General features: G+C 65.1%; 24 protein-coding genes and 1 tRNA gene. 13 read left to right on the forward strand and 12 right to left on the reverse strand.

Annotated elements, in window-relative coordinates:
• Positions 1–122 precede the first annotated feature (122 nt).
• Positions 123–207, forward strand: a tRNA-Ser gene (locus MUH00_RS19135).
• 88 nt (positions 208–295) lie between these two features.
• On the opposite strand, the gene MUH00_RS19140 is transcribed toward MUH00_RS19135, so the two are convergent.
• Positions 296–688: a hypothetical protein gene (locus MUH00_RS19140; protein WP_247001356.1), complete on the reverse strand. Its 393-nt coding sequence runs from the start codon at positions 686–688 to the stop codon at positions 296–298.
• A 326-nt stretch (positions 689–1,014) separates the two neighbouring features.
• Here MUH00_RS19140 and MUH00_RS19145 point away from each other — a divergent pair, with 326 nt between their 5' ends.
• Complete coding sequence (locus MUH00_RS19145) at positions 1,015–1,212, forward strand: hypothetical protein (RefSeq protein ID WP_247001358.1); 198 nt, start codon at positions 1,015–1,017, stop codon at positions 1,210–1,212.
• Between the two features lie 67 nt (positions 1,213–1,279).
• Here MUH00_RS19145 and MUH00_RS19150 read toward each other — a convergent pair whose 3' ends face one another.
• The 3 genes from MUH00_RS19150 to MUH00_RS19160 all read right to left on the reverse strand — a co-directional run bounded on the left by MUH00_RS19150 (position 1,280) and on the right by MUH00_RS19160 (position 5,681).
• A complete protein-coding gene (locus MUH00_RS19150) occupies positions 1,280–2,131 on the reverse strand; it encodes a M14 family metallopeptidase (RefSeq protein ID WP_247001360.1) in 852 nt (283 codons plus the stop codon).
• A gap of 144 nt (positions 2,132–2,275) precedes the next feature.
• Entirely contained in the window at positions 2,276–3,964 is a 1,689-nt protein-coding gene (locus tag MUH00_RS19155) for a right-handed parallel beta-helix repeat-containing protein (protein WP_247001362.1), read from the reverse strand.
• Between the two features lie 184 nt (positions 3,965–4,148).
• On the reverse strand, positions 4,149–5,681 hold the full coding sequence (locus MUH00_RS19160; RefSeq protein WP_247001365.1) for a (R)-citramalate synthase: 1,533 nt from the start codon (positions 5,679–5,681) through the stop codon (positions 4,149–4,151).
• Between the two features lie 266 nt (positions 5,682–5,947).
• Here MUH00_RS19160 and hpt point away from each other — a divergent pair, with 266 nt between their 5' ends.
• Complete coding sequence (gene hpt, locus MUH00_RS19165; protein ID WP_247001366.1) at positions 5,948–6,508, forward strand: hypoxanthine/guanine phosphoribosyltransferase; 561 nt, start codon at positions 5,948–5,950, stop codon at positions 6,506–6,508.
• Between the two features lie 14 nt (positions 6,509–6,522).
• Here hpt and MUH00_RS19170 read toward each other — a convergent pair whose 3' ends face one another.
• Positions 6,523–6,882, reverse strand: a complete 360-nt coding sequence (locus tag MUH00_RS19170; protein WP_247001368.1) for a DUF192 domain-containing protein — start codon at positions 6,880–6,882, stop codon at positions 6,523–6,525.
• Between the two features lie 159 nt (positions 6,883–7,041).
• Between MUH00_RS19170 and MUH00_RS19175 the strand changes: the two genes are divergently transcribed.
• Together MUH00_RS19175 and MUH00_RS19180 are read left to right on the forward strand one after the other, a co-directional pair.
• Positions 7,042–7,623 (forward strand): DUF7097 family protein, encoded by a 582-nt coding sequence (locus tag MUH00_RS19175; protein ID WP_247001370.1) that lies wholly within the window; start codon positions 7,042–7,044, stop codon positions 7,621–7,623.
• A gap of 102 nt (positions 7,624–7,725) precedes the next feature.
• The gene (locus MUH00_RS19180) at positions 7,726–8,181 is read left to right on the forward strand and encodes a VOC family protein (protein ID WP_247001372.1); all 456 of its coding nucleotides are present in this window, start codon (positions 7,726–7,728) and stop codon (positions 8,179–8,181) included.
• Positions 8,182–8,223: 42 nt separating this feature from the next.
• Here the strand turns inward: MUH00_RS19180 and MUH00_RS19185 are convergent, their stop codons facing one another.
• Entirely contained in the window at positions 8,224–8,421 is a 198-nt protein-coding gene (locus MUH00_RS19185) for a DUF5800 family protein (RefSeq protein ID WP_247001374.1), read from the reverse strand.
• Between the two features lie 245 nt (positions 8,422–8,666).
• On the opposite strand from MUH00_RS19185, the gene MUH00_RS19190 reads away from it, so the two are divergent.
• From MUH00_RS19190 to MUH00_RS19215, 6 genes are all read left to right on the forward strand, one after another.
• Complete coding sequence (locus tag MUH00_RS19190; protein ID WP_247001376.1) at positions 8,667–9,521, forward strand: polymer-forming cytoskeletal protein; 855 nt, start codon at positions 8,667–8,669, stop codon at positions 9,519–9,521.
• Between the two features lie 219 nt (positions 9,522–9,740).
• Positions 9,741–10,613, forward strand: a complete 873-nt coding sequence (locus tag MUH00_RS19195) for an electron transfer flavoprotein subunit beta/FixA family protein (protein WP_247001378.1) — start codon at positions 9,741–9,743, stop codon at positions 10,611–10,613.
• A gap of 2 nt (positions 10,614–10,615) precedes the next feature.
• A complete protein-coding gene (locus tag MUH00_RS19200) occupies positions 10,616–12,229 on the forward strand; it encodes an electron transfer flavoprotein subunit alpha/FixB family protein (protein ID WP_247001380.1) in 1,614 nt (537 codons plus the stop codon).
• The gene (locus MUH00_RS19205) at positions 12,222–13,895 is read left to right on the forward strand and encodes an FAD-dependent monooxygenase (protein WP_247001382.1); all 1,674 of its coding nucleotides are present in this window, start codon (positions 12,222–12,224) and stop codon (positions 13,893–13,895) included. The genes MUH00_RS19200 and MUH00_RS19205 overlap by 8 nt, the downstream gene beginning before the upstream one ends.
• Positions 13,896–13,897: 2 nt before the next feature.
• Positions 13,898–14,278, forward strand: coding sequence for a DUF8055 family protein (locus MUH00_RS19210; protein ID WP_247001385.1), 381 nt, complete (start codon positions 13,898–13,900; stop codon positions 14,276–14,278).
• A 227-nt stretch (positions 14,279–14,505) separates the two neighbouring features.
• A complete protein-coding gene (locus MUH00_RS19215; RefSeq protein ID WP_321576083.1) occupies positions 14,506–15,168 on the forward strand; it encodes a cupredoxin domain-containing protein in 663 nt (220 codons plus the stop codon).
• Positions 15,169–15,427: 259 nt separating this feature from the next.
• Here the strand turns inward: MUH00_RS19215 and MUH00_RS19220 are convergent, their stop codons facing one another.
• Positions 15,428–15,628 carry a dodecin family protein gene (locus tag MUH00_RS19220; protein WP_247001388.1) on the reverse strand — a complete coding sequence of 67 codons (201 nt, stop codon included), beginning with the start codon at positions 15,626–15,628 and terminating at the stop codon, positions 15,428–15,430.
• Positions 15,629–15,802: 174 nt separating this feature from the next.
• Positions 15,803–16,474: a phosphate signaling complex protein PhoU gene (gene phoU, locus MUH00_RS19225; protein ID WP_247001390.1), complete on the reverse strand. Its 672-nt coding sequence runs from the start codon at positions 16,472–16,474 to the stop codon at positions 15,803–15,805.
• Between the two features lie 452 nt (positions 16,475–16,926).
• On the opposite strand from phoU, the gene MUH00_RS19230 reads away from it, so the two are divergent.
• Entirely contained in the window at positions 16,927–17,109 is a 183-nt protein-coding gene (locus MUH00_RS19230) for a hypothetical protein (RefSeq protein ID WP_247001392.1), read from the forward strand.
• 78 nt (positions 17,110–17,187) lie between these two features.
• On the opposite strand, the gene pstB is transcribed toward MUH00_RS19230, so the two are convergent.
• From pstB to MUH00_RS19250, 4 genes are read right to left on the reverse strand one after another with little or no spacing between them, the layout of a single operon-like run.
• Positions 17,188–18,063, reverse strand: a complete 876-nt coding sequence (pstB, locus tag MUH00_RS19235; RefSeq protein ID WP_247001394.1) for a phosphate ABC transporter ATP-binding protein PstB — start codon at positions 18,061–18,063, stop codon at positions 17,188–17,190.
• The gene (gene pstA / locus MUH00_RS19240; protein ID WP_247001396.1) at positions 18,060–18,995 is read right to left on the reverse strand and encodes a phosphate ABC transporter permease PstA; all 936 of its coding nucleotides are present in this window, start codon (positions 18,993–18,995) and stop codon (positions 18,060–18,062) included. The genes pstB and pstA overlap by 4 nt, the downstream gene beginning before the upstream one ends.
• On the reverse strand, positions 18,995–19,912 hold the full coding sequence (gene pstC / locus MUH00_RS19245) for a phosphate ABC transporter permease subunit PstC (RefSeq protein ID WP_247001398.1): 918 nt from the start codon (positions 19,910–19,912) through the stop codon (positions 18,995–18,997). Before pstC ends, pstA begins: the two co-directional genes overlap by 1 nt.
• A complete protein-coding gene (locus MUH00_RS19250; protein WP_247001400.1) occupies positions 19,909–20,886 on the reverse strand; it encodes a PstS family phosphate ABC transporter substrate-binding protein in 978 nt (325 codons plus the stop codon). Before MUH00_RS19250 ends, pstC begins: the two co-directional genes overlap by 4 nt.
• A 605-nt stretch (positions 20,887–21,491) precedes the next feature.
• Here MUH00_RS19250 and MUH00_RS19255 point away from each other — a divergent pair.
• Complete coding sequence (locus tag MUH00_RS19255) at positions 21,492–22,487, forward strand: phosphate signaling complex PhoU family protein (RefSeq protein ID WP_247001403.1); 996 nt, start codon at positions 21,492–21,494, stop codon at positions 22,485–22,487.
• Positions 22,488–22,649 lie beyond the last annotated feature (162 nt).

Consider the following 22,649-nt stretch of genomic DNA (forward strand, 5'->3'; position numbering starts at 1 on the left):
TTCGAATTAGTCCACCGGCTGTTGGCGTCGTCGAACGGACGCGAATGTGCAGGACGTGACGGAGTCACAGAGCTGAGAAAAATCGAAACGGGTAAAAACATCACCCGGGTAGATAGGAGTGAGCCGAGATAGCCTAGCCCGGCCAAGGCGGCAGATTCGAAATCTGCTGTCCTCACGGACTCGGGAGTTCAAATCTCCCTCTCGGCGTTTTCACGACGCAACACCGCGAGCGGAGCGAGCACGTCTGGGCGCAGTTCAAATCTCTCTCGGTGTTTTTCTGCGAACGATTACAGCATCACTCCGGAGGACCGTCCTCGCCGCAGATGTTCTCCCAGACCCACTGGTCGACCGCCTGTTGGCGCAGCGAGGCGCAATCCCACGATTCGACGGGAAAATCGAAGTGCGCAACAGGATGATCGTCACGCCACGCGGTGACCCACTCGATCGTCGGCGACGTTGACGGCTGAACCACTCCGCCGCCGAAGAGGTAGCAAGGTGCGGCGAATTCGTCATCCAAACTGTAGATGTAGTGCTCGTCGGACAGCGGCCAGAACGTGTCCGTCACTTCGCGACCGCCGCGCTCGAAATACGTGATCGCCACCTCGAGATCCGTTACCTCAACCGGACCGGGATCGATCTCGAAGCGCGCACAGTCGTGGATCGTCAGCGTGATGCCCGCTTCGCTCACGACGTGTGGTCGCGGCGGGTCGTATTTTTGGGTGGTCCCCTGTGCTGTCGGTATCGTAGTGGCTGCGGTACCAAACGCGGCCAGTATCGTCCGCCGTGGAAGTGGATCGCCGACCATGTGATCCCCTCCCACGAAAGGAAACCAAATAACCCTCCGTCGTGTTATTGGTCAGTCGTGTTGTTCTGAATTTTGAGCGGGTGGATCAGAGTCACGTTGTTCGAGTCCGTGCTCGACGGTATCTCACCCGCTACGTTCCGGGTTCGAACCGACGAGGATCGATCGCGAGAACTCGAGAGGTTCTTACCCTGTGAGTCGTACACTCGGATATGGACCGTCGTCAGCGACTGATCACCGGCGCGCTCTGGATCGCCGTGGCGGGCGTGATGGCGATGACGCTCGACCCCGGAGTTCCGACGTCCGCGGGCGCGATCGCCCGCCTGTTCGTCGTGATCGTCTCGCTGTTTCTCGCCGTCGTGTACGTGTTCGACCTGTGGGGCGTTATCAGCCGGCAGCCGTTCCACTGACCGGTACGCCGATCGACGCCGGGGTGGTCGAGACTCGCGGAGCCATAGCACTTCGACCACCCCGATGTCAGGGAGCGATTCGAATCCCGTGCTCGTCGAGAAGTTTGATCGCCGTCGCGGTCTGCCAGGTGAGGCGATCCGACAGCACCGTCTCCTTCCGCGTCACCTCGACCAGGTACCCCGGCACGTCGAGATCGTGACCCACCTTGTGCGTGAGCAGCGGCCGGTCGTCGTCGTCCTGCGTGTTCCCGATCGCGAACCCGTACGCGTCATCGTACGCCGACGGACCGACGAGTTCGTCGTTGATCCAGTCGACGGCGCGAACCGCAGTACTTCGGCCCGCCGCGGTCGGGAATACGGCCTGTCCGACGCCGTCGTCCACGCCCGATCGGTAGATGCCGCCGGAGGAGTGGAGGTCCAAGACGACGTCGGGATCGTGGCGTCGGAGCTCCCGCCAGATCGCCGCTGCGGCGTCCGTCGTCGGAGCGTCGCCGGGCGGAAAGTGGCGGTTCATGTTCCCGTCGCTCGTCTGATAGACGCCTCGCTCGATCGCGGGCGGATTCGCGAACGGGATCACGACGAGCTGTCCGGTCTCGGGCGTGAGTCCGATGAGCTGCATCGCAGTGAGCCAGCCCGCGGGTTCGATGCCGTGTTGGCCCGCGACGACGACGCCCGTCGGCTCGCTCCAGTCCGCGTCACCGACGACGTAGACGCCCGTCTCGTACCGGGTGTTCGCCATCAGGGTGTGATTCGGGCGGAGTTGCGAAAGCGCCTCAAGTGCCGGATCGTCCGGCGTCTTCTCCGCGTCGGCCGGCGAGTCGGACTTACCGACGATGGGCTCTCTGACGGTCGGTGCACCGGCGAGCAGCGACAGCGCGCCGGCCGCGTGCATGAACGTTCGTCTCGTCTCGCGTGACATTCGGTCCAACAGAACACACACGACGGATTAAGTATCCGGAGAGAACCGCGATCGTTGCACGCCGCGAATCGGAGTAGGAGCCGGCTTACGGGCGGTCTCAGGGTCGGAGCGGCAGACGCCGTCGGATCGGTTCTCGACGCGCGGTCACACGGTGAAGCCGAAGTTGAAATCGCCCTTCCAGTTGATTCGTTCTCCCCGGAAGGCGGTGTCCCCTTCGTGGCGGTTGCCGACCCAGAGCGCTTCCTCGAGCGTCGTATCGGAATCGCTCAACACGAGGCCGTCGAAAACGGTACTTTCGACGTTGTGGGCCCGCCCGCTCTCGGCGAACCGGAGGCTCGCGCCGTCGGCGTCGATGTCGGTGCCGTTCAGGACGAGTCGATCGACGTTGGTCCCCTGTCGACTCACGAAGAAGCCGTGGCGATCCTGCTCGGATTGGGACTCGAGGTCGTACTCGCAGTCTTTGAAAACCACGTTCGACGATCGCACGTACACCGCGTAATCGGAGACGGTTGGACTGGTTCGATCGGTGATCGAACAGCTGTGGAACACCGTTCGCGTCCGGTCGTTGTCGGCGACGCGGATCGCCCGCCCGTTGCCCCCGTCGTCGGTGATGTGCACTCCGACCAGTCGCGCCGGCCCGTCCTGGGTCAAACGGACGATCTCGGTGTTCTTTTCGATCGAATTGTGAACGGTGAGGCCGTCGACGATCTGGCCGCCGCCGTTTTCGAGCCAGAGGCCGGACCACGGGTATCCCGGCTGTTCGGTCATCGTGATGCGGCAGTTCCGGACGTAGTCGTTGGCGCCGATGCGGATGCCGGCGCCGGCGCAGTTGCGGGCGTGACAGCCGGTGATGATGTTTCGGCCGGAGTTGTTCGAGACGTAAAATCCGTTGTCGATGTAGCCAGTCACCTGACAGGCTTCCCAGATGTTCGTCCCGAGATTGTAAATCTCTGAACTAAAGGGGATCGCGTGGCCGACGTGCGTGTCTTGATTGTAGCTGGTGTCGCCGTTGTTCAGGTGACAGCCGCGGATGATGTTCGTCGTCGTAGTCTGGCGACCGTCGACCATGATCGTGTGTCGATCGCCGCCGTAGGTGGGATTGAGTCTGTCGCGGCGACCCCGCATCGAGACGTTCTCGATCAGACCGTACGAGTAGGTGTACCAGCGGCAGATTCCCGCGTCGTACTCGCCGCGAATGTCGACCTGGAGGTCTTTCATCACCGTCCGCTGGGCGTGCGGAAGCGAGTCGTCAATCCGTCCGACGGTCATCATCCGATCGACGTCCTGGCTGGTCACCTTGAGCGTCGCGAACGGCTCGCCGACGAGTCCGAAGTACTCGTGGGCGTTCAGGTGAATGTTGTCGGTCTCGACGTGCCACGTTCCCGCCGGAAGCACGTACCGGTGGTTCCGGTTGGTCGGACTGAACGACTGATAGTGATCGTAGATGGCGCCCCAGACGTCGCCCTGCTGGGGTTCGACGCCGAGGTCGTCGCGAACGTTGACGATGTTGGCGTTGGACGAGTCGTCCGCAGCCTGGATCCGAACGCTGTCCGCCTCGTCCCCGCTGTCGTCGGAACCAACAGCCGTGAGCGCTCCCCCGAAGTCGAGGTGCGTGACGTCATCGTCGACGGTCGATCCCGAGTCGGAGACGGTGATTCCCCGCCGTTCGGGTCGCCTGTTTTGCGCTGCCGCGGCGATGTCGTCCCCATTCGAGCGCATCGACTGCGCGGCGGTCAGGCTGCCCCCGACGCCCAGGGCGCCGAGGAGCCGAGTGTAGGTGCGACGCGATACGGTGCCGGTACTCGATTGAGCTGCCGATGGATCGTCTGTCATCTTCGGACGACAGTCACCGACTCCGATAGATTGTTATCGAAGAACTACTCCGAAGAAGCGGTCGAATACGGCACGATTGCAGCGCTGCAACGGCCCAGGACGTCCGTTTCAGGGCTGCAATCCGCAGAAAGTGACCACAAACGATAGTGCCGAGTTCGGTGGCCGATCGGCGGTCGCCGTTCGGTCAGTCGTCGGCCGGTGCGAGCGGCCGCGCGTCCGTCGCGAGGAGTCGATCGAGCGCGTCGACCATCGCCTCGACGCTCGCGCGCGTGATGTCGGCTTCGCTGCGGGCGACGGTGACGGAGCGATCGTCGCGGGCCATCGTCACTTCGACGGTGACGACGGCGTCGGTGCCGCCGGTGACCGCGTCGACCTGGTAGGATTCGAGTTCGGCGTCGGCCGCGGAGCCGAGGGCCTCGCGGACGGCTGAGACGGCGGCGTCGACGGGGCCCGAACCGGTCCCGCTGGCGACGCGCTCCTCGCCCTCGACGTCGAGGCGGACGCTCGCCGTGGGAACGGGGCCGCCGCTCGTTGCGGTGAGATCGAGCAAGTCGACGACGCGCTCGCGATCGTCGCCGGTGACGTCCTCGGCGATCGCCAGCAGGTCAGCGTCGGTCACGCGGCGGCCGCGATCGCCGAGTTCGGTGACGCGCTGTGCGATCTCGGCGACCTCGTCGCCGCCGGCCTCGACGCCGTGTTCCTCGAGGGTGGCCGCGACGCCGGCGCGGCCCGTGTGTTTGCCGAGCGCGAGTCGACGCTCGCGACCCACAGTTTCGGGAGCGTAGGGCTCGTACATCTTGTCGTCCTTGAGCGTGCCGTCGGTGTGGATGCCGCTCTCGTGGGTGAAAGCGTTCTCCCCGATGACGGCCTTGTTCGGCGGCAACTGGACGCCCGTCGCCCGAGAGACGATCTGTGCGAGGTCGTACAGCTCCTCGAGTTCGAGCGTCTCGATGTCGTACACGTGCGAGAGCGCGATCGCAACCTCCTCGAGCGCCACGTTGCCGGCGCGCTCGCCGAGGCCGTTGACCGTGCAGTGGACGAGGTCGGCGCCGGCCGAAACGGCCGACAGCGCGTTCGCGACGCCCAGGCCGAGGTCGTCGTGAGTGTGGGCGCTGACCGGTCCGCGTTCCGCCAGCCGCGAGACGGCTTCGGCGGTGCGTTCCGGCCCGGTGTGGCCGACGGTGTCGGCGAAGCAGGTCCGATCGGCACCGGCGTCGAGCGCCGTCGCCATGAGGTCCTCGAGGTAGTCGAGATCGGCGCGCGAGCCGTCCTCCCCGATGACTTCGACCCACAGCCCGTGGTCCGTGGCGTACTCGACGAGCTCGGCGGTTTTCTCGAGGTTGTCCTCGCGGGAGGTGCCGACCTTGCCCTCGACGTGGCGATCGCTCGAGGGGACGACGAGGTGGATGCCGTCGACATCGCAGTTGAGCGCGAGGTCGATGTCCCCCTGCATGCCGCGACAGAAACTGGTCACGCGGGCGTCGAGGTCGAGATCGGTGACTCGCGAGATCGCCTGGCGCTCACCCGCGCCGGTACAGGCGCTGCCGGCCTCGATGACGGCGACACCGGCCCGCTCCAACGCGCGCGCGATCTCGACTTTCTCGCCGGGCGAGAGCGAAACCCCCGGCGCTTGCTCGCCGTCGCGAAGCGTCGTGTCGAGAAGGCGTACGGTGCGGTCCGATGCGATCGTCTCTTCGGCGGAGTGAGTTACAGGCAAGAGTGATGAACCCGAGTTGGAATTAGTGTCCGCGGAGAATTTCACGTCCAGCCGGGTTGCCCCGACTTCCTCTATCCTCATCCGGCGTTGAGAGTGTGTCTCGTGCCATTGTACCTCGTCCTATCGAAACAGGCGGACTTAAACCCGCCGGTCACGGTACCATCTGCCCGGCCGCGGGAGCGACGGTGCGGGCCGTCGACGCCGATCTCACTGTGCTGGACGGACCCGAAGGGCCTTTCCGCTCCCTGTGGTAGCCTCCGGCGAACATGGACCCGACGCTCGAGCCGCTGGCCCGATCGCTCCGGGATGCACCGATCGTCGATCGGGACGGCTACCCCTACTTCGTCCACGGCGTCACCGACGGCATCCCGACGGTCGAACCCGACGTGTTGCGAGCGATCGGCGAGGCGATCCGCGACCGGATCGATCTCACCGACGTCGACGCGCTGGTCGCCCCCGAAGCGATGGGAATCCACCACGCGACGGCACTCTCGCTCGCCGCCGAGGTCCCGTTCGTCGTCGTCCGAAAGCGATCCTACGGCTTTCCGGGCGAGGTCGCCGTCCACCAGGAGACCGACTACGGCGAAAGTGAACTCTACCTGAACGGCGTCGACGCGGGCGATCGCGTTGTCTTCGTCGACGACGTCCTCTCGTCCGGCAGCACCGCCGAACGCGTCTGCGACGCGCTCGAAACCGTCGGGGCGGAACTCGCGGCCGTCGTCGTCGTTCTCCGGCGGGTCGACGTCGACCGCGAGCGCTTCGATCGCGAGGTGACGAGCCTGCTCGACGTCCGGGTCGAGGGCGGCGAGGTCGTGGTCGTCGACTGACCGCACGGACGGCGTTACGCGTCGATCCCGTCGAGAACTAGTCGATCACCGGCGGTGACGTCCGCCGCCGCGCCGGCCGAGAGTTCGACGATCCGATCGGCCGTCGCTCTCGCGAAGCCCCGCCACGGCCGCAGTCGCTCGACTCGCTCGACGACGTCGTCGACCACCCAGACGACGTCGAGTGGAAACCGGACGAACAGCATGTGGATATCGCGGGTCCTGGCCGCGCCGAACTCGAAGAGGAGCGCGTAGTCGTCGGGGATCGACCGCCGGAACGTGAGCCCGCGGATCTGGCTCGGAATCGAATCCGCGACGTCGATCTCCGTCGCGAGGACGGCCCCCTCGGCGTCGATCGGATCGTGAACGAGTCGCACGCGCTGATGTCGGCGCGGGGACGAGAAAAATGTCTCGACCGCAGGCGAGCCGGGGACCCGTTCCGCGTCACGCGTTCCTACAGGACGTGTGCGGTCCGGCCGAGGAGACGGCCGCACAACCGAGAATTCAACAGTCCTCGACCCGTACGATCGACCGAGATGGAGAAAACGCCGAGGGGGACGCCGGTCGGCGTCGACGATCCGTACGAGTTCGCGGGCGTCTGCGATCACCTGACCGGCGAGGGAACGTGTCGGTACGCCTTCGACCACTACGAGCACGATCCCGAGTTCGCCCGCGAACGCGCGCTGGAGGGGTACGAATGTCCGGTCGCGGACCCCGAAACCGACGAAACGTGGGCCGACTGTCCGCACTTCCGATCGCGAAACCGCGACCGCGAGTGCGTTCGCTGCGGTCTCGAGGAGAAACGGATGGCCCATTCCGACGAGCGGCCGTTACTCGAGGAGCACCACCTCTCGTACGACGATCGGCTGCGTCCATCGAGCGAGCAGCGCACAGCGACTTCCGAGGATGCCCGCGGCGAGCGGCTCGCTCACGAGATCACGGTCTACCTCTGTCGGTGGTGTCACGCGAAGGTCCACAACTCGTGGGCCCGGATCACCGATGACGCCGCACCCGATCCGGAGGCGATCGCGACACTCGAGGGACGTCGGAGTCGGGAACTCGACGAATCGGGGTTCGAGTCCGCGGCTCGTCGGTACGACCGGGACGATCGCGAGTAGGGTCTCCCGCGCGAGTCCGATACGCCCCGCCGCGATCTTCGCGCTGACCACGCCGTTCGCGCCGACCACGTCGCTTTTGCCGCCCGGAACCGAACGATCGATATGGAAACGCGGCTCGCCCTCGGCCACGTTCACATCAAGGTCCGTGAGCTCGATCGAGCCGTCGCGTTCTATATCGAGCACCTCGACCTCGAGGTCGCCGAGCGGTACGATCGGTTCGCGTTTCTCTCCTGGGGCCGGCGCCACCACGACGTCGCCCTCCAGGCGCTGGGTCCCGACGCGACCGCGCCGGGGGACGGAGTGGGCCTCTACCACGTCGCCTTCGAAGTCGACGGCGAGGACGCGCTCCGATCGGTCTACCGCGGACTCCGGGAAGCGGGCGTTCGCACGAGTCCCGTCGATCACGGCATCAGCAAGGCGCTGTACTTCTCGGACCCGGACGGCAACGGCATCGAGGTGTACGTCGACACCCGATCGGATGCCGACGAGGACTGGCGGGGCGTGTCCCTGCCGTTCGATCCCGAGGAATCGGGCGATGCCGAACCGCTCGGGGAGTAGGCGAATCCCGCGACGGATTGCGGAGCCCCCTCGATGCGCGGTTCAGTCGAGAATATCGCCGACTCGGCGCGGTTCGCCCTGCAGATTCGGCTGTTCGGCGACGATCTTCAGCACTTCGTGGTCAGTCACGTTATGGTACGGTTTGTCGATCGCCTCCTCGATTAGCTCTCGATCGAGGCGGAATTCGGTTCCTTCGTAGACGACGTCGACGCCATCGTCATCGAACGCGAGGGTCGTCATGCCGGGTTGTATGAGGCGAGATAATAAAAACGGGACGACTGCGGCGCTCGACGGGCCGTATCGCGGGCGAGTCGGCGTCGGTACCGATCGCCGCGGTGCGGACGTCGCGGCGGCGATCGATCGCGGGCCGGTTTCGGAGCGGCCCCGCTCACCTCGACCGAGTGTCACGACGGACCGCCGTCGCGTCTGCCGGGCGTCAGACGTCGCGCGAGGTTTAATAGTGGGCGTGCGCATTTGATGAGAGTGTGGCCATCACCAGGGATCCCCTCGACGAACTCGTCGTCCCGGATGGGACCGAAGCCAAGGAAGTCGCGTTAGAGACCGCTGGTGACATCCTCGTCGGCGGTCGGTCGACCGTCGAGTTCGGCGTGCGCGGCCGGAACGTCATCGCGGGCGAAGGGGTCCGGTTCGGCGGCGACATCGAGGCCGAAGGCGACTGTCGCCTCGACATGTTCTGCGAGGTCGCCAGCAACGTCCTCGTCGGCCAGGACGCGTACATCGGCGAGCGCGTTCACGTCGGCGGCGAGATGAAAGTCGCTGGCGACCTCGACATCGGCGACGACGTCGAGATCGAAGAGGGGTTCGAGGCCAACGGCTGGATCGTCATCCGGAATCCGATGCCGACGATCGTCTTCCTGTTCGTCTACCTCAAGCACCTCCTCTTGATCGGCGAGGAAGACGCCGCCCAGCAACTCGTCTCCGAACTCGTCGACGACGAGGACACCCCCGACGCGGAGCCGCTCGTGATCCCGCGAAACGCGACGGTCGGCGACGACGCCTGGCGCGTCTCGACGCCCGCGACGATCGGGTCCGACTGCCGGCTTCACGGAAACGTGCGGGCCAAATCGATCGACGCGGGCGCCGACTGCAACATTTTCGGCAGCCTCCGGGCCCGCAGCGACGTCGCCGTCGGCGAGCGGACGCGCATCCACGGCGATGTGACAACCCGGAACGGGGACGTCACGATCGCCGACGAAGCCCGCATTCTCGGCGACGTCTCCTGTCGAAACCTCGAACTCGGTCCGGAGGCCGAGGTCGACGGCACGATCCGCGCCGATGGCGAGATCACGATGAGAACGACGGAGCGAGAGATCGAGTGACCGGCCTCCTGGCCGGACAGCCGGCTGACAGCTCCGGTAACTACCCGTCGAGCGCACAACTGACGCGCTACTGACGATCGACGACCGCCGGCGCGGCCCGGCGATCGCGCTGCCGATCCGTTTCTCGTACCGATTTCTGCCCCCATTTTTAATAGTGATAATTGCGATACCAAGAACAGGCATGGTAATTGAAAGCATATCGCAGCAATGGAGGTATCCGTGCGATCTATCGTACTGACGAAGGGCGTGCCGGACTTCTCGGAGGGCGCCGTCTCCTTCGACGAGGACGGCCACTTAGAGCGGGGGAAGACGCCGACGGTGATGAATCCCAACGACGCGTTCGCCCTGGAGGCAGCCCTCCAGACGAAGGTTCGCCACGGCGGCCACGTCAGCGGAATGAGCATGGGACCGCCCGGCTACGGCGACGTCTTGCAGGGGGCGATGGAGTCGGTGTACACCGACGACAGCTACCTTCTCTCCGATCGGGAACTGGCCGCGTCCGACACGTGGGCGACGGCGATCACCTTAAGCGCGGGACTCGAAACCTATCAGGAGGATGTCGCCGACATCGACCTCGTCTTCGCCGGGTTCAAGACCGCCGACGGCGAGACCGGCCAGACCGGCCCGCAGACGTGCTGGGCGATGGATTGGCCGATCGTCACCCACGTCATCGCGCTGGACATCGACCCCGACGAGCGCCGGTTGCGCGCGAAGCGCCTGGTCGAGGGCGACGTCGACGAGGTCGAGACGGTCGAGGCGCCGCTGCCCTGTTTCGTCGTCACCGATCCCGAGTTCGAACCGACCTACCGGAAGGCGTCCCACCGACTGACCCACAAGCAACTCCGGAGAGAGACGCAGGAACGCGCGGCCAACCACGACGACGAGCACCTGACGACCTGGGATCACGAGGACCTGAACCTCGACCCCGATTACATCGGGCTCGACGGCTCGCCGACGATCGTCTCGTCGGTCGATCCGATCCCGAAAGCCCCCTCGGAACGGGAGGCGACGATGATCGACCCGGACGACGAGGGCGAACTAGCGCAGATTCTCGACGAAATGCAGCCGTACGCCGCGGGAGCGGGTGACTGATCATGACCGAAATCGACCCGGAGGAGTACGCGGTGGACGAACTGACCGAGGAACTGGACACCGTCGACGACGAGGAGGAACTGCAGGCGATCCTCGAAGCCGAACTGGCGGGCCAGGATCGCAAGACCGCCCGCGAGGCGATCCACAGGCGCCTCGACGCAATCGGTTCGGACGCCGAGGAGGGTGCCGACGAGTCCGAGGGCGTCGAGGAGGGGACCGAGACGGAAGGCGAGTACGAGGAGACGAAAGAGGACGTCGGCGAGGAGGCCGAGGGCGAGGAAGTGGACGAGGTGGACGGAGATGAGACAGACGCCGAGGAAGACGACGAAACTGCCGATGCCGACGAAAGCGACGAAGCCGAGGCGGACGACGGCCTCTCGAAGCCCACCCGGGACAAGAAACACATTCGCGCGCTCGAAGACGGGCACTACGAGGACATATGGGTGTTCTGTGAGACTCAGCAAGGCGAGTTGCTTGATGTCTCGAAGGAGATGCTTGGCAAGGCCCGCGAACTGATGGATCAGTTTGCCGAAGATTACGGCGACGAAGAACGCGTCGTCGCGTTCCTGATGGGCGACGACTGCGAGGGGCTCGCCGAGGAGTGCATCGCCTCCGGCGCCGACGTCGCGGTCTACCACGACGACGATCGGCTCGAACGGTTCCTGCACAAACCTTACACGGAAATCTCGGCGCACATGGCCCGCGGCGAGGGATCGGTCGAGAGCACGGACTGGCGCGACTACGACAAGCCGCGGTACGTCCTCTTCCCGGCGACGAACAACGGACGGGATCTGTCGGCGAAGGTGCAGGCCGAACTCGACTCCGGACTGGCGTCGGACTGTTCGGACCTCTTCATCGAGGAGGACGAGGTCTCGAACCCCGTGAAGACGGGCGAACCCGGCGTCAAGAAGACCTTCGAAAAAGTCCTGCACATGAAGCGTCCGGACTTCTCGGGCTTCGAATACTCGACGATCCTCTGTCTCGACAATCCGGGTCGGGATTTCCACCCGCAAGGGGCCTCCGTGATTCCGGGTAGTTTCGACCCGATGGAACCCGACTCCGATCGCAACGGGCTCGTCGTCGAACACGAGATGGACCTCCCCGACGACTGGTTCGAGGTCGAGATCACCGAGCACGATCAACTCGAGGCCGGCGTCGACCTCACCGGCCACGAGGTGATCGTCTGTCTCGGTCGCGGCATCGCCGACGACCCCACGAAAGGGATGGAACTCGGACTGGACCTCGTCGACGCCTTCGATGACGCCGAACTCGGCATCACGCGCGGCATCGTGACCTCCTCCTACCAGTTCGAAGGCCACGTCGAGGCGTACTCGAAGGAGGAGCGTCAGATCGGAGAAACGGGGCAGGTCGTTGCGCCCGACCTCTACATCGCCGCCGGCGTCTCCGGCGCGGTTCAGCACAAGGTCGGGATGGACGAGTCGGACACGATCGTCGCGATCAACACCGACACCGACGCGCGGATCAGGGACTTCAGCGACTACTTCATCGAGGGCGATCTGTTCGAGGTCCTGCCGCGACTGACCGAGGCGGTCGAATCGGGCGAGATCGGACTCGAAGCGGTTGCTGACGGACACGGCGGTGATCACGATGACTGACGAGTACGAACACTACGAGGCCGTCGTCGTCGGCTGTGGCCCCGGCGGGGCCGCGGCCGCGGCGCGACTGGCCGACCACGGCGTCGAAACGCTCGTCCTGGAACGCGGGACCGAAGCGGGATCGAAGAACGTCTCCGGCGGACTCATCTACGCGGAGGAGTCGGCGCCGTACGCGATCGACGACCTCTTCGACGGCTTCCGCGAGGCGGCCGCGGAACGGCCCGTCACGGACTACTACATCCACAACGTCGCCGGCGACAAGGTCGAGACGTTCGACCTGACCGACCTGCACGAACACGACACCGACTGGTGCGACGCCGTCCTCCGCCGACGGATGGACTCGTGGCTCGAAGAACGGGTTCACGAGAAGACGAGCGAGACGGGCGGCGGCGTGTTGACCAACGTTCGCGTCAACGGCCTGTTGCGCGAAAATGGTGACATAGTGGGGGTCACGTGCGACGAACTCGATCCCATCGAAGCGGACCTGATCGTCGCGGCCGACGGCGTCAACTCCGAACTCGCCCGCGACGCCGGCTTGATGGACTGGGAGGAGCCCGAGGAGTGGTTCCAGGGCGTCAAGGCCGTCGTCGAGATGGATCCCGACGTCGTCAACGACCGATTCTCGATCGGCCCCGACGAGGGCGCCGCCCACCTGTTCTCGGGCGACCTCTTCGAGGACGTTCGCGGCGGCGGCTTCTGCTACACGAACGAGGACTCGCTGTCGATCGGGACCGTGTTCCACCTCGACAGTCTCGTCGAGCAGGAGGCCGAACCCCACGAACTGCTCGACGCCCTGCTCACGCACCCACTGCTGGCCGGGTGGCTCGGCGAGGAGTACCGCGAGCGCGAGTACGCCGCCAAACTGGTTCCGGACTCGAAGAAGGTCGCCCACCCCGAGCCGTACCGCGATCGACTCGTGCTCGTCGGCGACGCCGCCGGCCAGATGCAGGCCCAGGGGCCGATCATCAAGGGAATGAACCACGCCGTCACCGCGGGCGCGCTCGCGGCCGACGCCTTCGCGACCACGCGCGGCACCGCCGATCCGTCCGCCGCGGGGCGGCGATACGCGCAACTGCTCGCGGACTCGGGCACGATGGACAAACTTCGGCCTCGACGGTACCGACTCGCCCGCGCCGTCGGCGAGCGCGACGCCGTCACCGACGCCGTCGAGACCGTGCTCGATTCGCCGATCGGCTCTGTCGCGATCGGCAACCCGATCGCGAAACGCCTCCTCGAGCGGGCGTACAACTCGCCGTTTCTCGTCTCCATGCTGCCGGATACGCGGACCGGCTACGTTACGATCCCGACGATCGTCGGCGAGGAACACGGGAAAACGCTCCACTGGGACAGCGAGGTCGAACCGCCGACGCTCGAGGAACGGATCGGCGAACTCACCTACGACACGGACGTCGGCAACCCGCACATCGAACTCCGCGACGAGTCGTTCGAGGCGAGCGGGGCGGCCGTCTACGCCTGCCCGGTCAGCGCGGACGACTTCGGCGGCGGCTGTTACCGATCGGAGGTAGTCAAGCGCAACGGATCGGAAGAGACCGTCGTCAGCCTCGACACCCAGCCCTGCGTCGAGTGTGGCACCTGCGCGATCGTCGCCGACACGACGTGGGAGCACCCCCGCGGCGGAAAGGGCGTCGAGTACCGCGAGGGGTGACCGTGAGCCGCTACGGGCCGCGGATCGCCGCGCTCGCTCGCCGGGCGGAACGCGATCGCGAAGCCGTCGACCCCTACACCGCGACGGCCGACGAGGCGATCGACTACCTGCGGGAAGGCGCGGGACCGGCCATCTGGCTGTACGTCGAGGGCCGAACCGGCGGGCGGCTGGTCCCGTTCTCCAAAGCCGAATTCGAGGCCCTGGAGCGCGCGATGAACAGGTGGCTCGAGTGTTACGCCTGCTGTCACGGCGTCGAACTCGATGCGGCGTTTACGCTTCGCGAGGCAGCCGAGTTGCTGCTCGAAACCCGGAACGTCGTCGACACGGCGCAGTTGCTGACGTGCGTTCCCGAGCGACGGACCGTCACGAGCACCCGCAAGTAAGCCCGGTTTGGCCCGCCGTCTGTGGTTCGATACCCGACAGTAGTTCGTCGAAATCGTTGGATCGGCCGGTTCGCGGGCGACTCTCGCCGCCACAGACCATACTCCCTTTTGACTAACAAGCAGGTGACGGGTTTGTGATTATCGGTCTTGACCCATGACAGGTGAGTATGGAACGTGACGACCAGTTCTCCCGACGACGCGTACTGCAGTTCACAGGTGCTGCCGCTGTGACCACGGCTATCGCCGGTTGTTCCGACGGCGGTGGCGGTCCCGGCGACAACGAGTCCGGTGACAACCAATCCGGCGATAACGAGTCCGGTGACAACGAGTCCGGCGGCAACGAAACCGAAGATAACGAAACCGGAGGTAACGAGAGCGAAGGCGGCGGCGGCAGTAGCGAACTGATCGAGTCCGGAACGGAGATCGAACTCGGTGGCGAGGTCCAGGGATGGCAGGGACAAGCACCCGATCAGATCGCCGACCAGACGAATCCGACGCTCGTCCTGCAGGAAGGCGAGTCGTACGACATCACCTGGGAGAACCTCGACGGCCAGGGTCACAACATCGAGATCCGCAACGACAACGACGAAGTCGTCGACGACTACTCGACCGAGATCATGGATCAGCAAGGCGAGACCCAGACGCTCACGGTCGACGAGGTCACAAGCGAGATGACCCAGTACGTCTGCCAGCCCCACGAGGGGACGATGAACGGCGAGATCCAGGTCGAAAGCGGCGGTGGCGGCGGAGCGGGCAACGAATCCGGAGGTAACGAAACCGAGGGTAACGAATCCGGAGGCAACGAATCCGAAGGGAACGAGTCTGGAGGCAACGAATCCGGAGACAGCGAATCCGAGGACGGCGGGTCCGGAGATACCGAGACCGAATAACCCGCCCACGGTCGCCAGTCGATCCCGATCGAGTCGACGCGCGGTGATCGCACCGACGCCGTGACAATCACACTCCTTCCGTTCGTACCGCATCCCGGATAGCCGCCGGTGTCGCGGCTCCGATCGGACACCGGCGTTGCGATCGGCGGGTCGGATCGCGATCGACGATCCGGAAACGACGCCGCGCGCTCGAACGGTTCCGGAATCGGCGAAAAGGAACGGTGCGGAGGTCGCGGGACCGACTTCGCGGCCGCCCTCGCTACCGCTGGAGGCCGAACGACACGTGAACCGTCGTACGGTACTGATCGATCTCTCCGTTCTCGACGTCCGCCGTCTGTGAGACGATCTCGATGCCGCTGATGTTTTCGAGCGTCTCGTCGGCGTCCGCCAGCGCGTTCTGAGCGGCGTCCTCCCACGATTCTGACGAGTTCCCAACGAGTTCGATTACTTTGACTGTCATAGGTGAGGTCCGTAAGAACGGCCACCGCGAGCCACGATAGTAATTGGCCCGACATTTGCTGCCCGGTATCGATCAGCGGTCGTGAGGGCCGGATCGGCGAGACGAATCACGCTGAAGACGACGGCCCCGCATCGAGAACGGCGGACCGGTCGGAAGCGGTCGCGGGGAGACGCGTCAGTAGATGAGTTCGTCGTCGTTCTCGACCATGTACAGCGTCCTGGCAGCGATGTTGACCGAGTGGTCGCCGATCCGTTCGAGATCCCGGATCGTCAGCAACAGTCGCGAGACGTCCTGGAGGAGCTGTTCGACCTCGTCCGCCGACTCGAGTTCCCGCTCGATCAGGTCGCGAACGACGATCTCGCTCGCTCTCTCGGCGAACCGATCGACGTCGTCGTCCCTGGTGGCGAGCTTCCGACAGGCGTCGGCGTCTTCGGCGTCGTAGGCGCGCATCGCATCCTCGATCATCTCGAGGGTCATGTCGCCCATCTCCTGGACGTCGACGTCGGGGAAGAGGTTGCGCCGGGAGTCGAGGGTGTACTCGCCGAGGTTGGTGGCGAGGTCGCCGATCCGCTCCAAGTCGGTGATGATCTTGAACGACGCGGCGATAAAGCGCAAGTCGCTCGCGACCGGCTGCTGGAGCGCGAACAGCTCGATACACTCCTGTTCGAGATCGAGGTACATCTGGTTGACCTCGCTGTCGCCCTCGATCACCTCGCGGGCGAGCACCTCGTCTTTCTGCTCTAACGCGTCGAGCCCCATCCGAAGTCGTTCCATGACGACTTCGCTCATGTAGAGAACGTCCTCGCGGAGTTCCACGAGTTTCTCCTGGTACGATTTTCTGGCCATACGTCAGCAACCTCTTTCAGCACTGATGAACCTTGCGCTCACTCCGATTTTTCGAGACGATCGGTCCGAAATCGCGACGACCGACGGACGATCGATGCACCAGGCTTCGCGACGGCTGCTGATCGCAAATCACGGGATCTATCGCGCCTGAGTAGCGGAAAGAATTACGTTCCTCTCGAACGGATTCTAGCGGACGATGCGCGCGAGGGACCCGTCGACGTGGTTGCCCGATCGGCCGCCGACCTGGTGGGACGTCGTGCCGGCGCTTCTCGCGATCGCCTGGATCCGCTCAACGTGGATTCCGCTGGGGAACTCCGGTGGCCCTGGCTGGTCATCGGATTCGTCGGGAGCGCGGTCGCCTGGGTCCGGCCGCGAACACGTCGACCGGACGCCGACTCGGGGCGTGGTATCGAGCGATCGGTTACGCCGGACGAATCACCGTCGTCGCCTGTTTGCTGATCGCACTGGCGATCGCGATCCGCGTCGCCACGAAATTCGTCAGTCTCTCGCTGTCGCACGCGAAGAGCTTCGCTGCTGGTGCGTTCCTCGCGGGTCTCGTTCTCATCGTCGCACACCTCGCGTCGTGGCGGGAGATCGACGGCTGGAGGGCTGACGAGTCGGCGGACGCGCGATAACCGGCTCGAATTGGGCGAGAAAACGAGAGAACCAGACTGAGACGAAACCGGTGATAAGCGGAACGAAAGCCGATGGGACTACCCGAACTTACCGGTGATGTAGTCTTCGACCCGCTCGCTCTCGGGATTCTCGAAGATCTTGGCGGTATCGTCGAACTCGACGAGTTCGCCGCCGGTGAGGAAGACGGCCGTCTTATCGGAGATGCGGGCCGCCTGCTGCATGTTGTGCGTGACGATCACAACCGTGTACTCCTCGGCGAGGTCCTCGATCAGGTCCTCGATCTTCGAGGTGGCGACGGGGTCGAGCGCCGACGCCGGCTCGTCCATCAGGATGACTTCCGGGTCGGGCGCGATCGCGCGAGCGATACAGAGGCGCTGTTGCTGGCCGCCGGAGAGATCCAGCCCGCTGGAGTCGAGCTGGTCCTCGACTTCGTCGAGCAGGGCGGCCCGCTCCAGGGCGGTGTGGACCTTCTCGTCGACGTCGTTGTCTTTCCCCTGGACCTTCAGCCCGTAGGCGACGTTGTCGTAGATCGACTTCGGGAACGGATTGGGCGACTGGAAAACCATCCCGATCTTGCGCCGCAGCGCGACGGCGTCGACGTCCTCGTCGTAGACGTTCTTCCCGCGGAAGTACAATTCGCCGTCGACGCGGGCGATGTCGATGAGGTCGTTCATCCGGTTGATCGACCGCAGGAACGTCGACTTGCCGCAGCCCGAGGGGCCGATCAGCGCCGTCACCTGCTTCTCCGGGATCTCCATGTCGATCCCGTGGAGCGCCTGATCGTCGCCGTAGTAGACGTCCAGGTCGCGCGCTTCGATAAGCGTCCGATCGACGACCGCTTCCGGTCCCGCGTCGTCGGCTCGGTCCGCGAGGCCGTCGGTTCCCGGCGTCGGGCTGGTCCGCTGATCGTCGGTCTGTTCCGCCTCTGGGGAAGTCATAGCGTCTTGTGTCATTGTCCGTTCCTCCGCTGATATCTGTTCCGGATAACGATCGCGATCGAGTTGATCGACAGCAGGATCACCAAAAGCGTCACCACGCCGGCCGCGACGACGCCGTATTGGAACTCCATCTCGGGTAGGTCGGCCCACGTGAAGATCTGCATGGGCATGGCGCTGATCTTGCTGAACAGGCTGTTGGGAACGCCGAACACCGCCGTCGGCGCGCCGATCATGATCAGCGGCGCGGTCTCGCCGATCGCGCGGCCGAGCGCCAGGATGGTCCCAGTTAGGATGCCCGGCATCGCGCGCGGCAGGACGACGTTGCGAATCGTCTGCCACTTTGTCGCGCCCATGCCGTAACTGGCCTGGCGCTGGGAGTCCGGCACCGATCGGATCGCCTCCTGGGCCGAGATGATGACGATCGGCAGGATGAGAAGCGAGACGGTGAAACCGGCGACCAGCAGCGTCCCGAAGCCGAGGTTGAGCAGGCTCACGAACAGGCCGAGTCCGAGCAGCCCGTAGACGACCGAGGGGACGCCGGCCAGGTTGGCGATATTCAGCTGGATGAACCGCGTGAGCGGGCCGTCGCTCGCGTACTCCTCCAGGTAGATCGCCGCGCCGACGCCCAGCGGGAACGTGATGAGCGCGATCAATAGCATGAGCGCCACCGACCCGACGATCGCCGGGAAGAAGCCGGCGTCGTCCGGGTCGCTGAAGCTCGGCGGGTTCGTGAGGAACTCCCAGTTGATCCACGGACCGTATTCGGGGTCGAACAGGCTGAGCGCGTCCACCAGGACGTTCGCCAGCAGGGCGGCGAGCGCGACGATGCCGAGCAGCGCTGCGGCGAGGGTGAGCCACCGGAACGCGACGTCCTTCGCGCGACTCACCTGCCCGAACGCGGGTTCGGAGGCGTCGGTCGGATCCGACCGATCGGTTTCGGTCGACATCAGCGGTACACCTCCCGGTACCGCGAGGAGACCCACTCGCTGATCAGGTTCATCGCGAACGTGATGACGAACAGCGTCAGCCCGACGGCGAAGAGGCTCTTATACTCGGTCGACTCGCCGATGACGTCGCTGGCCCCGATCTGGACCATCGCGGCGGTCATCGTCTGGACCGACTCGAGGAACATTCCGCCTGGATCGGTGAGATCGGCCATGCGCGGGGTCTGACCCGCGGCGATCGCGACGATCATCGTCTCGCCGATCGCCCGCGAGAGCGCGAGGATGTACGACGAGAGGATGCCCGACAGCGCCGCCGGCACGACCACGGAGGTCGAGACGGTGAACTTCGTCGCGCCCAGTCCGTAGCTGGCCTGGCGCAGCGAGTCCGGCACCGCGCTCATCGCGTCCTCGCTGATCGAGGAGACCATCGGAATGGTCATGATGCCGACCATGATCGACGCCGAGAGCGCGTTGAAGGTCCCGATCGGGACGATCCGGTCGAGCGCGGGCGTGACGTACACCAGCGCGAAGTAGCCGTAGACGACGGTCGGGACGCCCGCGAGAACTTCTAGCGCGGGTTTGAGGTAGGCCCGCCGGCGATCGGAGGCGTACTCGCTCAGGTAGATCGCGGTCAGCAGGCCGATCGGCAGCGCGATCGCGGCCGATCCGAACGTGATGATCAGCGTGCCGGAGATCAGCGGCCAGACGCCGTAGACCTCGTTCGCGGGCGTCCACTGCGTTCCCGTGAAGAACTCGACCGGGGAGACGACCGCGAAGAAGTCGACGGCGTCGTACAGCAGCGTCACGACGATCGCGACGGTCGTGAGGATCGACAGGAACGCACAGAGCGCGAACAGCGCCTTGAACGCCGCGCCTCGGGCCGATCGCACGTTATCGCGAGCGAAGTCGGGCGCGCTCATTCGTCGGTCACCTCGTCGATCGTGGTCTCGAGTTTCTCGAGATTCTCGTCGCGGACTTCCTCGGTGACCGGCACGTAGCCGACCTCGTTGACCATATCGGTCGCCGACTGTTCGAGGTAGAATTCGACGAAGTCCTGTACCTCCGGCCGTTCGAGCGCCTGTTTCGCGGCGTAGATGAACAGCGGCCGCGAGAGCGGCGTGTACTCGCCTTGCTTCGCCGTTTCGATCGACGGCTCGACGCAGCCGTTGCCGTCGTCGATCGCGACGGCCTTGATCTGGTTCGGATTCTCGTCGTAGTAGGCGAACCCGAAGTAGCCGATCGCGTACGGGTTGCCCTGGACGCCCTGTACGATCGTTCGATCGCGCTCGGTGGCGTGGTACTGAGTGCGGTGCGAGCCCTCCTCGCCGATGATCGCCTCGCTGAAGTAGTCGTACGTCCCGGACGTCGAGTCGGCGCCGAAGAACTCGAACGGTTGATCCGGCCAGTCGTCGCGAACGTCGCTCCAGCGCCTGGCGCCCCCCTCGAGCCAGATCTCTCGCAGTTCCTCGACCGTGAGACAGTCGACCCAGTTGGCTTCCGGGCTGACGACGACGGTCAGCGCGTCGGTCGCGATCTGGAATTCGACCGGTTCGATCCCGTTCTCACTGCACTGTTCGACCTCGGCGTCGGCGATCTCGCGGCTGGCGTTGTTGATATCCGTCATGCCCGGGCAGAAGAAGTTCGAGAAGCCGCCGCCGGTCCCCGTCTGACTGATCGAGACGGTTATGTCCTCCCGTTTCTTGGAGAACTCGGACGCGACCACTTCCGTGATGGGGAACACCGTAGAACTCCCGGCGATGTTTACTTCCCTAGCCTGCCCCGCCATCGTCCTGGCACAGCCCGACAGCCCGGCCGTGGCGGCGACGGCTGTCCCGGCCAAAAAATGCCGCCGTCCGAGACGAGCCGGCGGTGGTCCAGTGGGGTCTCTCGACATCATTCGTGAATCGCCAGCAGCCGAATAAGTACCCTACTATGATAGATATATAGACGTATGTAGATCGCCGTCGATCGACGATCTTCACGGCGATATCGAACCCGCCCCGAAACGGAGGAGAGGAGCCGTGTACGCCCCAGTTTCGGTTTCGAGGGTGATGACTCGAGCCGAGTGCCGCCGCGCGACGATCGGAACCGCTCGTAGTATATAGAATCGACTAGACGACGTGAGAGTCCGTTTTCTCGTGAGACCGGGCGCCGATCGACGCGCCGATCGAGAGGAGCCGCGCGAGGATCGGTCGCGGGGCGAGCAACCGTGGGCCGTGTTCTTCTCCCGCATCCGCGGATCCGAGGTTCGATAGCGGATTCGCCGACGCGTCGCCTCGCTCGCCGATCGCGATCAGGTAGCCGGCCGTCTCCGCGCGCCGGACGCGTGCTCGAGCGGCCCAGACTATATAGAATCCCGGGGGGTTCGCGATTCGAGACGTCCCGTCGACTGCTGCGTTCCGAAACGGGCCGAAGCGGCGCGTTGATCGCGCTGTCGCGCCGATCGCGCGCTCTATAGGTGAGAGGATATTTATATTCTCGCGGTCGAACGATCGAGATATGGAAACGCGCAAGGTCCAGGTGACGGGCGGCTCGACCTACACCGTCTCGTTGCCCAAGACCTGGGCGACCGAAAACGACGTCAGCGCCGGAACGACGGTCGCGTTCTACCCCGAGGACAACTCGTTGCTGTTGACGCCCAGAACCGACGGCGATCGCCAGGAGGGGACGCTCGACATCTCGAATCTCGAAGGCGAGCGGCTCACCCGCGCCGTGATGACGATGTACGTCAGCGGGTTCGACATCATCCGCCTCGAGGCCAGTCGCATCACGACCGACCAGCGAAGCGCGATTCGGAACGCGACCCAGGGGCTCGTCGGCGTCGAAGTGCTCGAGGAGACCACCGACAGCGTGGTCATCCAGGACCTGCTCGACTCGTCGGAACTGTCGATCGTCAACGCGGTCTCCCGGATGCGACTGATCGCCCAGTCGATGCTCGAGGACGCCGTCACCGCGCTCGTCGAGAACGACGACGACATGGCGCGGGACGTCATCGAGCGCGACGACGACGTCGATCGGCTCTGGCTCGTCGTCTCCCGGATCTTCCGGGCGACGCTGCGATCCCCGCGCGCGGCCGAAGAACTCGGCGTCCCGCGGGAGGATTGCTTCGACTACCACTCGAGCGCGCGCCAACTCGAGCGGGTCGCGGATCACGCCGCCAAGATCAGCAACCTCGCGCTGAAAATCGAGGAGATCCCCGAGGACGTCGCCGAGGCGCTCGTCTCCCTGCATGCGGACGCCTTCGACATCCTCGAGAAGTCGATGGACGCGCTGTTCGCCGACGAGACCGACGAGGAGAACCGGCTCGGCCACGCCGCTCGCGAGGCCGTCCTCGACATCGACCAGCACACGCGGACGATCGACGACATGCTTCGCGAGCTCGATCCCGTCCAGGCCCAGTCGCTCGGGCTGATCGTCGACTCCCTCTCGCGGAGCGCCGACTACGGCGGCAACATCGCCGAAACCGCGCTCCAGAAGGCGGCACCGCGCCCCTGAGCACCGGTTCGAGATCCGAGCGCGAAGACCGATCGCCGCGATCGCCCTCGTCGCCCCCTCGAATCCGACGGCTGGTGCGTGCTCCGTACCGATACCTACCGTCTCGAACGGCTCAATAGACGAATTATAACGGCTTACGTATCGTTCGTCACGAACCGCGGT

Origin of the sequence: Halosolutus gelatinilyticus, from assembly GCF_023028105.1 — an archaeon.
GTDB classification, from domain to species: Archaea; Halobacteriota; Halobacteria; order Halobacteriales; family Natrialbaceae; genus Halosolutus; species Halosolutus gelatinilyticus.